Source organism: Variovorax sp. OAS795 (assembly GCF_040546685.1).
In the GTDB taxonomy this organism is placed as follows: domain Bacteria; phylum Pseudomonadota; class Gammaproteobacteria; order Burkholderiales; family Burkholderiaceae_C; genus Variovorax.
Genome location: NZ_JBEPOH010000001.1, coordinates 3,403,409 through 3,417,822, shown reverse-complemented (window position 1 = coordinate 3,417,822; position 14,414 = coordinate 3,403,409). Strand labels below are relative to the sequence as shown.

The 14,414-nt window shown below is 66.1% G+C and carries 11 protein-coding genes; all 11 read left to right on the top strand.

From position 1 onward, the window contains the following. The first annotated feature begins 12 nt into the window (after positions 1-12). Entirely contained in the window at positions 13-1,047 is a 1,035-nt protein-coding gene (locus ABID97_RS16515; RefSeq protein WP_354399518.1) for a microcin C ABC transporter permease YejB, read from the top strand. Next, positions 1,040-2,083 carry an ABC transporter permease gene (locus tag ABID97_RS16510; protein ID WP_354399517.1) on the top strand — a complete coding sequence of 348 codons (1,044 nt, stop codon included), beginning with the start codon at positions 1,040-1,042 and terminating at the stop codon, positions 2,081-2,083. Before ABID97_RS16515 ends, ABID97_RS16510 begins: the two co-directional genes overlap by 8 nt. 5 nt (positions 2,084-2,088) lie before the next feature. Continuing rightward, positions 2,089-3,717: an ABC transporter ATP-binding protein gene (locus ABID97_RS16505; protein ID WP_354399516.1), complete on the top strand. Its 1,629-nt coding sequence runs from the start codon at positions 2,089-2,091 to the stop codon at positions 3,715-3,717. 18 nt (positions 3,718-3,735) lie between these two features. Next, positions 3,736-4,935 carry a YbfB/YjiJ family MFS transporter gene (locus ABID97_RS16500; RefSeq protein WP_354399515.1) on the top strand — a complete coding sequence of 400 codons (1,200 nt, stop codon included), beginning with the start codon at positions 3,736-3,738 and terminating at the stop codon, positions 4,933-4,935. A 189-nt stretch (positions 4,936-5,124) separates the two neighbouring features. Continuing rightward, a complete protein-coding gene (gene rimP, locus ABID97_RS16495) occupies positions 5,125-5,772 on the top strand; it encodes a ribosome maturation factor RimP (RefSeq protein ID WP_354399514.1) in 648 nt (215 codons plus the stop codon). Positions 5,773-5,788: 16 nt separating this feature from the next. Beyond that, positions 5,789-7,273, top strand: coding sequence for a transcription termination factor NusA (gene nusA / locus ABID97_RS16490; protein ID WP_354399513.1), 1,485 nt, complete (start codon positions 5,789-5,791; stop codon positions 7,271-7,273). A 24-nt stretch (positions 7,274-7,297) separates the two neighbouring features. Beyond that, the gene (infB, locus tag ABID97_RS16485; RefSeq protein WP_354399512.1) at positions 7,298-10,261 is read left to right on the top strand and encodes a translation initiation factor IF-2; all 2,964 of its coding nucleotides are present in this window, start codon (positions 7,298-7,300) and stop codon (positions 10,259-10,261) included. A 21-nt stretch (positions 10,262-10,282) separates the two neighbouring features. Continuing rightward, positions 10,283-10,654: a 30S ribosome-binding factor RbfA gene (rbfA, locus tag ABID97_RS16480; RefSeq protein ID WP_028258724.1), complete on the top strand. Its 372-nt coding sequence runs from the start codon at positions 10,283-10,285 to the stop codon at positions 10,652-10,654. A gap of 2 nt (positions 10,655-10,656) precedes the next feature. Further along, positions 10,657-11,613 carry a tRNA pseudouridine(55) synthase TruB gene (gene truB, locus ABID97_RS16475; protein WP_354399511.1) on the top strand — a complete coding sequence of 319 codons (957 nt, stop codon included), beginning with the start codon at positions 10,657-10,659 and terminating at the stop codon, positions 11,611-11,613. Further along, complete coding sequence (typA, locus tag ABID97_RS16470) at positions 11,610-13,445, top strand: translational GTPase TypA (RefSeq protein ID WP_354399510.1); 1,836 nt, start codon at positions 11,610-11,612, stop codon at positions 13,443-13,445. The genes truB and typA overlap by 4 nt, the downstream gene beginning before the upstream one ends. A gap of 22 nt (positions 13,446-13,467) precedes the next feature. Then, on the top strand, positions 13,468-14,397 hold the full coding sequence (locus tag ABID97_RS16465; protein ID WP_354399509.1) for a DMT family transporter: 930 nt from the start codon (positions 13,468-13,470) through the stop codon (positions 14,395-14,397). Positions 14,398-14,414: the final 17 nt, after the last annotated feature.

Sequence of the window (14,414 nt, the reverse complement as noted above, 5' to 3'; positions counted from 1 at the left end):
ATCGCGCACGCCATGGCCAGCTACATCCTCAAACGCCTGCTCCTGATGGTGCCGACGCTGCTCGGCGTACTGCTGCTGACCTTCGTGGTCATCCAGTTCGTGCCCGGCGGGCCCGTTGAGCAGATGGTGTCGCAACTGCAGGGCCGCGATTCCGGTGGCGAGCGCGCAGCGAGCAGCGGCGCCGGCTACCGCGGGCGGCAGGGGCTGCCGCCGGAGCGCATCGAGGAGATCAAGGCGCTCTATGGTTTCGACAAGCCGGCGCACGAGCGCTTCTGGCAAATGCTCAAGTCGTTCGCGAAGCTCGACCTGGGCCAGAGCTTCTACCAGCGCAAGGCGGTGTGGGACCTGGTCAAGGAAAAGCTGCCGGTGTCGATCAGCCTGGGCCTGTGGACCTTCTTCATCAGCTACTTGATCGCGGTGCCGCTCGGCGTGGCGAAGGCCGTGCGCGCGGGTTCGCGTTTCGATTTCGTGACCACGCTCATCGTGCTGGTCGGCTATGCGATACCTGGCTTCGTGCTGGGCGTGGCGCTGCTGGTGATCTTCGGCGGGCAGCTGCAGTGGTTTCCGTTGCGCGGGCTGACTTCGCCCAGCTGGGAAACGCTCGGCTGGGGCGCGAAGATCGTCGACTATCTCTGGCACATTGCGTTGCCCGTCACCGCGATGGTGCTCGGCAGCTTTGCCGTGACGGCCATGCTCACGAAGAACTCCTTCCTGGAGGAAATCCGCAAGCAATACGTGCTGACGGCGCGCGCCAAGGGGCTGGCCGAGCGGCAAGTGCTCTGGAAACACGTCTTCCGCAATGCACTGATCCCGATCATCACGGGGTTTCCGGCGGCCTTCATCGGCGCCTTCTTCACAGGGTCGCTGCTGATCGAGACGTTGTTCTCGCTCGACGGGCTGGGCCTCCTGAGCTACGAAAGCGTGATCCGGCGCGACTATCCCGTGGTGCTGGGCACGCTCTACCTGTTCACGCTGATCGGCCTATTGACCAAGCTCATTTCCGATCTCTGCTACGTCTGGGTCGACCCGAGGGTGAAATTTGACTGACGCGCTGCCCGTTTCGCTGAGTCCTGCGCGCCGCGCCTGGCGCCGTTTTCGCCGGAATCCGCTCGGGTTCTGGAGCCTCGTCGTCTTCACGGTGCTGGTCGTCCTGAGCCTTTTCGCGGAGGTGTTGTCCACGGACAAGCCGCTCGTCGTGCACTACGAAGGACAAACCTACTTTCCAGTGCTGCGCGACTATCCCGAGAAAACTTTCGGCGGCGACTTCGAGACGCCTGCCGACTACCTCGACCCGTTCATCCGCGAGCGGATCACGGCGGGTAAGAACTGGGCCATCTATGCGCCCAACTCTTATGGCCCGCAAACGCTCAACTACTTTGCGAAACTGCCGAACCCGTCGGCGCCGTCGCGCGACAACTTCCTGGGCACCGACGACCGCGGTCGCGACCTGCTGGCGCAGCTGATCTATGGCTTTCGCGTGAGCGTGCTGTTCGCACTGGCGCTCACCGTCATCGGCGTGGTGCTGGGCATCGTCACAGGCGCCGTGCAGGGCTTCTTCGGCGGCAAGACCGACCTGGCATTCCAGCGCTTCATCGAGATCTGGGGCTCCATGCCCGAGCTCTACCTGCTGATCATCTTCAGCGCGATCTTCTCGCCCAGCGTGGCGCTGCTGCTGATCCTGCTGAGCCTCTTCGGATGGATGGGCCTGTCGGACTATGTGCGCGCCGAATTCCTTCGCAACCGCCAGATGGACTACGTGCGCGCCGCGCGCGCCCTGGGCGTCGGCAACCTGCAGATCATGTGGCGCCACATCCTGCCCAACAGCATGGTCCCGGTCGTCACCTTCCTGCCGTTCCGCATGAGTGCGGCCATCCTGGCGCTGACCTCGCTCGACTTCCTGGGCCTGGGCGTGCCGCCCGGCACGCCATCGCTTGGCGAACTGCTCAGCCAGGGCAAGGCCAACATCGATGCCTGGTGGATCTCGTTGTCCACCTTCGGCGTGCTGGTCGTGACGCTGATGCTGCTGACTTTCATGGGCGACGCACTGCGCGATGCGCTCGATCCTCGTAAGGCCGACAAGTGAGCGCAATGGCAAACCCTCCTCAGCCGCTGCTGGACGTCAAGGGCCTGCGCGTCGCGTTCGGCGGCAAGGAAGTGGTGCATGGCATCGACTTGCGCATTGCCGCCGGCGAGAAGCTCGCGCTGGTCGGCGAGTCGGGCTCGGGCAAGACGGTCACCGCCTTGTCGCTGCTGCGGCTGGTGCAGAACGCCGAGCTCGCGGGCGTCGCGAACTTTCACGGCCCCGAAGCTTCGCAAGGCGCGCGCGACCTGCTGTCGATCCCCGAGCGGCAGCTGCGCGGCATCCGCGGCAAGGAGATCGCGATGATCTTCCAGGAGCCGATGACCGCGCTCAATGCGCTCTACACCGTGGGCGACCAGATCGCCGAAGTGCTCGAACTGCACGAAGGGCTCTCGGCGCGCGATGCGCAGGCGGCCGCAGTCCAATTGCTGGCCGATACCGGCATTCCCGAACCCGAGCGGCGGGCGAGGGCGTTCCCGCACCAGCTCTCGGGCGGCCAGCGCCAGCGCGCCATGATCGCCATGGCACTGGCCTGCAAGCCGCGCCTGCTGCTGGCCGACGAGCCGACCACCGCGCTCGACGTGACGGTGCGCGCGCAGATCCTCGAGCTTCTGGCCGACCTGCAGCGCAGGCACGGAATGGCCGTGCTCCTGATCACCCACGACCTGAACCTGGTGCGCCGCTTCGCCGACCGGGTCGCGGTGATGGAAGACGGCCATGTCGTCGAGCAGGGCGACGTGGCCAAGGTGTTCGAAGCGCCGCAGCATGTTTACACGCGCAAGCTGATCGACAGCCACCCCGAGCGCAACGTCACTGCCGTGCCCTCGGGCGCCGACGCACGGCCGGTGCTCGAGGCGAAGGGCCTGCGCGTGAGCTATCCGGTCTCCAGGCCCGGGGTTGCGGGCTGGTTCCGCAAAGGCGAATTCGTCGCGGTGCAGAACGCCGACTTCCGCATCGCACCGGGCGAGACGCTGGGCGTGGTCGGGGAATCGGGGTCGGGAAAGTCCACGCTGGCACTGGCCGCGCTGGGGCTCTTGAAGTACCGCGGTGCGCTCCAGGTGGATGGCAAGGGCTGGGCGGTCGACCGCGCGTCGGACCTGGGCTTGCGCCGCGTGATGCAGGTGGTGTTCCAGGATCCGTTTTCATCGCTCTCGCCGCGCATGACCGTCGAGCAGATCGTGGGCGAGGGGCTGCGGGTGCATTCGCCGGAGCTCGGCACCGATCAGCGGCGCACGCGCGCGCTGGCGGCGCTGGCCGACGTGGGGTTGGGCGAGGCGCAGTTTCCGTCGCTGCTCGACCGCTACCCGCACGAGTTCTCGGGCGGGCAGCGCCAGCGGCTGGCGATTGCGCGCGCGCTCATCGTCGACCCAAAGCTGCTGGTGCTCGACGAGCCCACCAGTGCGCTCGATGTCACGATCCAGAAGCAGGTTCTCGGCCTGCTCCAGCGCCTGCAGCGTGAACGGGGGCTGAGCTACCTGCTCATCACGCACGACGTCGAAGTGATCCGTGCCATGGCGCACCAGGTCATCGTGATGAAGGACGGCGCCATTCTCGAGGCAGGCCCTGTCGAGCGCGTGCTCGATGCGCCCGGGCACCCCTATACGAAAAAACTGGTGGCCGCTGCGCTGCTGGAATAGACAACGGGATCCAGCACTATGTCGGGAATCGGACAAGGCCGGCGCGAGGCCTGGCGCGCTGCGCTGGCCTGCATGGTCACCTTGGCGGTGGCCATGGGTCTGGGGCGTTTCGCCTTCACCCCCATGCTTCCCATCATGCTGCACGAGGGAAAGCTGCAGCTGGAGGCGGGAGGCGTGCTGGCGTCACTCAACTACCTGGGCTACTTCCTCGGTGCGGTCAGTTGCGCGGCCATCGGCATCAAGGCCAAGACCATGGTGCGCGGGGGCCTGGCCGCAACGGCGGTCCTGCTGGTCGGCATGGGTGTGCTCCACAGCTTCACGAGCTGGGGCATCCTGCGCGCCGCGGCAGGCGTGATGAGTGCCTGGGTTTTCGTCTTTGCATCGGGCTGGGGCCTGCGCCGGCTGGCCGAAACCAATTCTCCGGCCCTGGCCGGCGTGATCTATACGGGGCCGGGCATCGGCATTGCCATGACCGGCCTGCTCGGCGGGGCCCTGGGCCGCTGGGGTTCCGAAGCGGGGTGGATCGGGTTGGGCCTGCTGGCGGTGGTGCTGGTGGCGGCGATCTGGCGGGTGTTCGACGACGGGGAGCTGACGGCCGCGTCCGGCGCTGCGGCCGCGCCGGTCGCCGCGGCCGGTTCGCCCGCTTCGGCTTCCGCGCGCAGCGACGCCGTGTGGCTGGTCGCCCTCTACGGGCTGGCCGGCTTCGGCTACATCATCACCGCGACCTTCCTGCCCGTGATCGCCCGGCAGGCGCTGCCGGGCTCGCCGTGGCCCGACTTCTTCTGGCCGCTGTTCGGACTCGCGATCATTCCCGGCGCGCTGATCGGCGCCCGCGCGCCCGCGCACTGGGACAACCGGCTGCTGCTGTCAGCCGCCTATGCATTGCAGGCGCTCGGCGTGCTGCTGTCGGTGGCATGGCCCACGATCGGCGGCTTTGCGCTGGGCAGCCTGCTGCTCGGCATGCCCTTCACGGCCATCACCCTTTTTGCGATGCGGGATGCCCGCCGGCTCAGGGGCAACGCGGCCGCCGGCCTGATCGGCTACGCCACGGCCTCGTACGGCGTCGGCCAGATCATCGGGCCGCTTTTCGCCGCGCCGCTGGCACAGCGGACCGGCTCTTTCCAGTTGCCGCTGCTGGTGGCGGCCGCAGCGCTGGCGCTCGGGGCCGCGCTGTTTGCGCTGGTGTGGTCTCAATCTCGCCGCAATACAGCCGTCTGAGTGCGCTGGCCCCTTCATTTCTCACACGAATAGCATATAATTCGAGGCTCACGACCAAACGGGCGGGTACCAACCGCCCGTTTTTTTTGGTCTATGCATTCTCGATGCGTGGCACCCGTGGCACCCGTGGCGGGCGGGGTGGATCGCGATTTGGGCGCATAAGCATTTTTACAGGGCATCTTCAGACACGTGGCATTGCAGCAGACAGTGGAACAAACCGTGGCCGGACTCGGCTACGACCTGGTCGAGATCGAAAGATCGGCCGGGGGATTGCTGCGCGTGACGATTGATTTGCCCTGGACGGCCCCCACTTCGGAAGCAGTGGCTGCAGGAATTCCCGAGCCCTTCGTGACGGTCGAGGATTGCGAAAAGGTCACGCGGCAGCTGCAGTTTGCGCTCGAGGTCGATGGTGCCGATTACAAGCGGCTCGAGGTTTCCTCGCCGGGTATCGACCGTCCGCTGCGCAATGAGCAGGATTTCGAGCGTTTCGTCGGCGAGGTGATCGACATCACGCTGAAGGCGCCCATGGGCGCCGCGGCGGCGGGGCAGGTGTCTGCCAACCGCAAGAAATTTCGCGGCACGCTGGAGCGTGCCGAAAAGACGGAGGGGGCCGAAGCGGCCCCGGGCTGGCAAATCGTCTGGAGCGATGCGCCCGAGCCCAAGCCTGGACAAAAAGTGAGCAAGAAGCGCGCGCCTGCCAAGTTGCAAGCGCTGGGCTTCGTGCTGGACGAGCTTCGCGATGCGCGGCTCGCGCCCATTGTGGATTTCAAGGGCCGCAGGGCCAAAACCCAACCGGGTTTTTCGGATATTGACGACGGAACGAATGTTCCGGACTGAACAGAGGAGTGGTGGCATGAATCGCGAAATGTTGATGTTGGTGGATGCGATCTCGCGAGAGAAGAACGTCGAGCGCGACGTGGTCTTCGGCGCGGTCGAATCCGCTCTGGCGCAAGCCACCAAGAAGCTCTATGCGGGCGACGTGGACATCCGCGTGGCCGTGGACCGCGACAGCGGCGACTATGAAACCTTCCGCCGCTGGCACGTCGTTCCGGACGAAGCCGGCCTGCAGCTGCCCGACCAGGAAATCCTCCTGTTCGAAGCCAAGGAAGAAATGCCCGACATCGAGGTCGACGAGTACATCGAGGAATCGGTGGACTCGGTGCCGATCGGCCGCATCGGCGCCATGGCCGCCAAGCAGGTGATCCTGCAGAAGATCCGCGACGCCGAGCGCGAAATGCTGCTGAACGACTTCATGTCGCGCGGCGACAAGATCTTCGTGGGCACCGTCAAGCGCCTGGACAAGGGCGACATCATCGTGGAGGCCGGCCGCGTCGAAGGGCGCCTGCGCCGCAGCGAGATGATCGCCAAGGAGAACCTCCGCAATGGCGACCGCGTGCGCGCCATGATCATGGAAGTCGACCTGACGCTGCGCGGCGCGCCGATCATCCTCTCGCGCTCGGCGCCCGAGTTCATGATCGAGCTGTTCCGCCAGGAAGTACCTGAAATCGAACAGGGCCTGCTCGAGATCAAGAGCTGCGCCCGCGACCCCGGTTCGCGCGCCAAGATCGCCGTGCTCTCGCATGACAAGCGTGTCGACCCGATCGGCACCTGCGTCGGCGTGCGCGGCACCCGTGTCAATGCCGTGACCAACGAGCTCGCCGGCGAGCGCGTGGACATCGTGCTGTGGAGCGAAGACCCGGCCCAGTTCGTGATCGGCGCGCTCGCCCCGGCCAATGTCTCGTCGATCGTGGTCGACGAAGAAAAGCACGCCATGGACGTGGTGGTCGACGAGGAAAACCTCGCCATCGCCATCGGCCGCGGCGGCCAGAACGTGCGCCTGGCTTCCGACCTCACTGGCTGGAAGATCAACATCATGGACGCCAACGAATCCGCGCAGAAGCAGGCCGTCGAAACCGACGCCAGCCGCAAGCTGTTCATGGAAAAGCTCGACGTCGACGAGGAAATCGCCGACATCCTGATCTCCGAAGGCTTCAACAGCCTCGAAGAAGTGGCCTATGTGCCGATCTCCGAAATGCTGGAGATCGAAGCTTTCGATGAAGACACCATCAACGAGCTGCGCACGCGCGCCAAGGATGCGCTGCTGACCATGGAAATCGCCAAGGAAGAGGGCGTCGAGACCGTCTCGCAGAACCTGCGCGACCTCGAAGGCCTCGACCCCGAGCTGATTCCCAAGCTGGCCGAGGCGGGTGTGCACACCCGCGACGACCTCGCCGACCTCGCGGTCGATGAACTCACCGAGATCACCGGCCACAGCGCCGATGACGCCAAAGCCCTCATCTTGAAAGCCCGCGAACATTGGTTCGCCGGCCAAGAGTGATGGTCATGGAGGCACGAAACCAATATGTCCAGTACCACTGTCGCCGAGTTCGCGAACGAGCTCAAGAAGACTCCCGAAACCTTGCTTGACCAGCTCAAGAGCGCAGGCGTGCCCAAAGCGGCACCCACCGATGCACTCACCGAGGCTGACAAGCAGCGCCTGCTCGGCTTTCTCAAAGCCAGCCATGGCACCGCCGAGCCCGAGCGCAAGAAGATCACGCTGACGAAAAAGTCGACCAGCGAGATCAAGCAGGCCGACGCCACCGGCCGCGCCCGCACCATCCAGGTCGAGGTGCGCAAGAAGCGCACCTTCATCCAGCGCGATGACGGCCACCCGGCCGTCCCAGAATCGCAGCAGGTGGCCGAAGCCCCCGCTGCGCCGCCCGCCGCACCGCACATCGACGAAGCCGAACTGGCCCGCCGCGAGGAAGAGGCGCGCCGCCAGGCCGAGCTGATCCGCCGCCAGGAAGAAGAACTGGTCGAGAAGCGCCGCCTGCGCGAAGAAGCCGAAGCGCGCGAACGCGAGCAGGCCGAAAAGGCCGAGCGCGCCGAGCAGGCCGAGCAGGAAGCCTCCCGCATCGCGGCCGAGAAGAAGGCCGCCGCGGCCGCTGCCGCAACGCCTGCGAAGGAAGCGGCCAAGCCTGTTGCCGCGCCTGTCGCTGCAGCGGCCGCCGCCGCAGCCGCTGCCGAACAGCAGGCCGCCGATACCAAGCTGGCTGCGCAGACGGCCGCCACGCAAGCCAAGGAAGACGCCAAGGCCAAGGCCGCCGCCGAATCGAAGGCCCGTGCCGACGAAGAAGCCGCACGCGCCAAGGACCTGGACGAGCGCCGCCGCAAGGCCCTGGCCGAAGCCGAAGCCATTCGCGCCATGATGAACGCACCGGCCCGCGTGCTGGTGCCGCACAAGGCGCCCGAGAAGCCGCAGCCCGAAAAGGCCGCGGTCAAGGGCACGCTTCACAAGCCCGCTGCCCCGGCAGCGCGCCCCGGCGCGGCCGCCGCACCGGGTGCGCCCGCAGCGCCCGGCGCCGCCGGTGCCGGCAAGGAAGTCAAGTCCGCCAAGCTCTCGTCGAGCTGGGCCGGCGATCCTGCCAAGAAGAAGGAAATCAAGACCCGCGGCGATGCCAGCGGCGGTGTCGGCCGCGGCAACTGGCGCGGAGGCCCGCGCGGGCGCCGTGGCAGCAACGACCGTGGAGGCCATGAAGAGCATGTGCAGGCCGCACCGGTCGAGGCGCGTATTCTCGAAGTGCACGTGCCCGAAACCATCACGGTGGCCGAGCTCGCGCACAAGATGGCCGTCAAGGCGCAGGAAGTCATCAAGCAGCTCATGAAGCTGGGCCAGATGGCGACCATCAACCAGTCGCTGGACCAGGACACCGCCATGATCCTGGTGGAGGAAATGGGCCACAACGCGGTCGTTGCCGCGCTGGACGACCCGGAAGCCTTCACCGACGAGGACGTCGGCGCGCAAACCGCCGAAGCCCTGCCGCGCGCACCGGTCGTGACCGTCATGGGCCACGTCGACCACGGCAAGACCTCGCTGCTGGACTACATTCGCCGCGCCAAGGTGGCCGCGGGCGAGGCCGGCGGCATCACGCAGCACATCGGTGCCTACCATGTGCAGACCGAACGCGGCATGGTGTCGTTCCTCGACACCCCTGGCCACGAGGCCTTCACGGCCATGCGTGCCCGCGGTGCGCAGGCCACCGACATCGTCATCCTGGTGGTGGCGGCCGACGACGGCGTCATGCCGCAGACCAAGGAAGCCATCAAGCACGCGAAAGCTGCCGGTGTGCCGATCGTGGTCGCGATCAACAAGATCGACAAGCCCGACGCCAGCCCGGACCGCGTGAAGCAGGAACTGGTGACTGAAGAAGTCGTGCCCGAAGAGTACGGCGGCGACGTGCCGTTCGTGCCCGTGTCCGCCAAGACGGGCCAGGGCATCGACGAACTGCTCGAGCAGGTGCTGCTGCAGGCCGAAGTGCTGGAACTCAAGGCGCCGGTGGATGCCGCCGCCAAGGGCCTGGTCATCGAAGCGCAGCTCGACAAGGGCCGCGGTCCGGTCGCGACCGTGCTGGTTCAGTCCGGCACGCTCAAGACCGGCGACGTGGTGCTGGCGGGTTCGACCTATGGCCGCGTGCGCGCCATGCTCGACGAAGACGGCAAGTCCATCAAGTCGGCCGGTCCCTCGATCCCGGTCGAGATCCAGGGCCTGACCGAAGTCCCGCAGGCGGGCGACGAGTTCATGGTGATGAGCGACGAGCGCCGTGCGCGCGAAATCGCCACCTACCGTGCCGGCAAGTTCCGCAACACCAAGCTGGCGAAGGCCCAGGCCGCGAACCTGCAGAACATGTTCACCGACCTGTCGGCCGGCGAAGTGCAGACGCTGCGGATCATCATCAAGGCCGACGTGCAGGGCTCGCAGGAAGCACTGGCCCAGTCGCTGCTCAAGCTGGCGACCGAGGAAGTCAAGGTGCAGATCGTGTACGCCGGCGTCGGCGGCATCAGCGAAAGCGACATCAACCTGGCCATCGCCTCGAAGGCGATCGTGATCGGCTTCAACGTGCGTGCCGATTCCGGTGCGCGCAAGCTGGCCGAAGGCAATGGCGTGCAGCTGAACTACTACAGCATCATCTACGACGCCGTGGACGAGATCAAGGTCGCGATGTCGGGCATGCTGGCACCGGAGCGCCGCGAGGAAATCATCGGCTCGGCCGAGATCCGCACGGTGTTCGTGGCTTCCAAGATCGGTACTGTTGCAGGTTCGTACATCACTTCGGGCTCGGTCAACCGCACGGCGCATTTCCGCCTGCTGCGCGACAACGTGGTGATCTACACCGGCGAAGTCGACTCGATCAAGCGCATGAAGGACGACGTCCGCGAAGTGCGCGAAGGCTTCGAGTGCGGTATCAAGCTCAAGAACTACAACGACATCAAAGAAGGTGATCAGTTGGAATTCTTCGAGATCAAGGAAATCGCCCGGACGCTGTAAGCGTTCGATGCGAGAGAGTCCATGCCGAAAAGAAAAGCCGCCGCCCCCAACCGCGCGTTCAAGGTTGCCGACCAGATCCAGCGGGACCTGACGGAACTGATCGCGCGCGAGTTGAAGGACCCGCGCGTGGGCATGGTCACGATCCAGGCGGTCGAGGTCACGCCCGACTATGCGCATGCGAAGGTCTACTTCAGCATGCTCACGGGCGACGTGGCCGAGACCACCGAAGCGCTGAACCAGGCCGCGGGGTTCCTCCGCAACGGCCTGTTCAAGCGCCTGCACATCCACACCGTGCCGACGCTGCACTTCCTGTTCGACCGCACCACCGAGCGTGCGGCCGACATGAATGCGCTCATCGCACAGGCCGTCGCCTCGCGTTCGAAAGACGACTGACCATGAATGCGCCACGCACCAGGGTGCAGCGGCGCCCTGTGCATGGGGTGTTGTTGCTCGACAAACCGCTGGGACTCTCCAGCAACCAGGCCTTGCAAAAGGCCAAGTGGTTGCTGCGCGCCGAAAAAGCGGGCCACACCGGCACGCTCGATCCGCTGGCCACCGGCGTGCTGCCGCTGTGCTTTGGCGCGGCCACCAAGTTCAGCCAGCTGCACCTCGACGCCGACAAGACCTACGAGGCCACCGCCCGCCTGGGCATCAAGACCGCCACCGGCGATGCCGAGGGCGAGGTGATCGCCGAGCGCCCCGTGCAGGTCACGCCTGAAGACCTGGCGCGCGTCGAGGCGCAGTTCACCGGCCCGATCCGCCAGGTGCCGCCGATGCACAGCGCGCTCAAGAAGGACGGCAAGGCGCTGTACGAGTACGCCCGCGAAGGCATCGAGATCGAGCGCGCGCCGCGTGACGTCGTGATCCACGCGCTGTCGGTGCGCCGCACCGACGACGTCTCGCTGCGCATCGTCGCGACCGTGAGCAAGGGCACCTACATCCGGACCCTCGGCGAGGACATCGGCGAGGCGCTGGGCTGCGGCGCGCACCTGACCTCCCTGCGCCGCACGGCCACCGGCGATTTCGGCGAGGCGCAGTGCGTCACGCTCGAGGCGCTCGAAGCCATGGACGAAGACGAGCGCCTGGCACGGCTCCTGCCTGCCGAGTCGCTGGTGGAAGGCCACAGCCGCGTCACGCTGGGCACCGAAGATGCGGCACGCTTCCTGTCGGGCCTGCGCCGCCGGGGCGATTGGGCCGATGCTGCCCAGGTGGCGGTGTTCGGCGCCGAGCCGGCGGCATTTCTCGGCACGGCCCATGTCACGGCCAACGAACTGATCCCGGGGCGCTTGCTGAACCCCATCGAAATCCAGCAAATTCTTTTGAACGCACAACAGAGCGAAGTGACACCATGAGTACCAAGCAAATCCGCAATATCGCCATCATTGCCCACGTGGACCATGGCAAGACCACGATGGTCGACCAGCTGCTGCGGCAGTCGGGCACCTTTGCCGAGCACGAGAAAGTGGTCGACACGGTGATGGACAACAACGCCATCGAAAAGGAACGTGGCATCACGATCCTGGCCAAGAACTGCGCCGTGACCTGGGAAGGCACGCACATCAACATCGTCGACACCCCGGGCCACGCGGACTTCGGCGGTGAAGTGGAACGCGCGCTGTCGATGGTCGACGGCGTGGTGCTGCTGATCGACGCGCAGGAAGGCCCGATGCCGCAGACGCGCTTCGTGACCAAGAAGGCGCTGGCCCTCGGCCTCAAGCCCATCCTGGTCGTGAACAAGGTCGACAAGCCGGGCGCAAATCCCGACAAGGTGGTGAACGCCGCCTTCGACCTGTTCGACAAGCTCGGCGCCACCGACGAACAGCTCGACTTCCCCGTGGTGTACGCCTCGGGCATCAACGGCTGGTCGTCGCTCGAAGAAGGCGCGGCGGGCGAGCAGTGGGGCCCCGACATGTCGGCCCTGTTCAACACCATCCTGAAGCACGTGCCGGCCCAGAAGGGCGATCCCGAAGCGCCGCTGCAGCTGCAGATCTCCGCGCTCGACTTCTCGACCTTCGTCGGCCGCATCGGCGTGGGCCGCATCAGCCAGGGCACCATCAGGCCCATGACCGACGTGCTGGTGATGGAAGGTCCGGACGGCAAGGCAGTGAAGGGCCGCGTCAACCAGGTGCTGACCTTCCAGGGCCTGGACCGCGTGCAGGCCACCGAAGCCGGCCCGGGCGAAATCGTGCTGATCAACGGCATTGCCGACATCGGCATCGGCGTGACCGTGACCGATCCCGCCAGCCCGGCACCGCTGCCGATGCTCAAGGTCGACGAGCCGACCCTGACCATGAATTTCTGCGTCAACACCAGCCCGCTGGCCGGCCGCGAAGGCAAGTTCGTGACCAGCCGCCAGATCTGGGACCGCCTGCAGAAGGAACTGCAGCACAACGTTGCGCTGCGCGTGAACGAAACCGACGAAGAAGGCATCTTCGAAGTGATGGGCCGCGGCGAACTGCACCTCACCATCCTCTTGGAAAACATGCGCCGCGAAGGCTATGAAATGGCCGTGTCGAAGCCGCGCGTGGTGTTCCGCACCGTCGACGGCGAGAAGCACGAACCCATCGAGCTGGTCACGGCCGACATCGAAGAGCAGCACCAGGGCGGCGTGATGCAGGCGCTGGGCGAGCGCAAGGGCGAGCTGATCAACATGGAACCGGACGGCCGTGGCCGTGTGCGCCTGGAGTACCGCATCCCGGCGCGTGGCCTGATCGGCTTCACGAATGAATTCCTGAACCTGACGCGCGGCTCGGGCCTCATCAGCAACATCTTCGACAGCTACGAGGCGCACAAGGGCGACATCGGCGGGCGCAAGAATGGCGTGCTCATTTCCATGGACGACGGCGAAATCTTCACCTACGCATTGGGCAAGCTGGACGACCGCGGCCGCATGTTCGTGAAGGCGAACGATCCGGTGTACGAAGGCATGATCGTCGGCATCCACAGCCGCGACAACGACCTGGTGGTGAACGCGACGCGCACCAAGCAGCTGACCAACTTCCGTGTCTCGGGCAAGGAAGACGCGATCAAGGTCACGCCGCCGATCGAACTCACTCTCGAATACGGCGTGGAATTCATCGAGGACGACGAACTGGTCGAGATCACGCCCAAGAGCGTGCGCCTGCGCAAGCGTTTCCTGAAGGAAAACGAGCGCAAGCGCGCCAGCCGCGACATGGCGAGCTGATCGCCTTCACCGCAGTCGACCGATGCTGCTGCGCCTGACGCACGGCGGGGCCGTGTGGCTGATGGTCGCCGTGACCCTGATGTGGGCCACGGCGGGCGTCGTCACGCGGCACCTCGAGCAGGCGAACAGTTTCGAGATCACCTTCTGGCGCAGCCTCTTCACGATGGTGGCGCTGCTGGTGATCCTGCCGCTCTGGCGCGGCCGCGCGGTGTTCTCGCAGATACGCAGCGGCGGGCGCGAGCTCTGGATCTCGGGCGTCTGCTGGACCGTGATGTTCACGGCCTTCATGGTGGCGCTCACGCTGGCATCGACGGCCAGCGTGCTGGTCACGATGTCTCTCGGGCCCCTGCTCACCGCGCTGGCCGCGCGCCTTTTCATCGGGCACCGCCTGCCGGCCCGGACCTGGCTCGCCATCGTGGTGGCCGGCCTGGGCATCGCGTGGATGTACGGCACGCAACTGATGCAGGGCGGACCGGCGGGTGGCTCGCTGATCGGAACGCTGGTGGCGCTTTGCGTGCCGCTCGCGGGTGCCACCAACTGGACCGTGGTCCAGCATGCGCAGGCCAAGGGGCGCAACATCGACCTGGTGCCCGCGGTGCTCATCGGCGCCGCGCTCAGCACGCTCGCCACCCTGCCGTTTGCGCTTCCGTTCAAGGCGACCCCGCACGACCTCGGCCTGCTGGCTTTCCTTGGCGTGTTCCAGCTCGCGATTCCCTGCGTGCTCTCGGTGCTTTGTGCGCGGGTGCTGAAGGCGCCCGAAGTGGCTTTGCTCGCGCTGCTCGAAGTGATCTTCGGCATTGCGCTGGCATGGCTCGGTGCGGGCGAGGAACCCGCTGCGAGCGTGCTGACCGGCGGTGTGCTGGTCATCGGCGCGCTGGTGTTCAACGAACTGCTGGCCATGCGCGGACGCCGCGCGGCGGTGAGCGACGGCGTGCTTCCCGGCGCGCACTAGAAACGCTGCGTATCTCC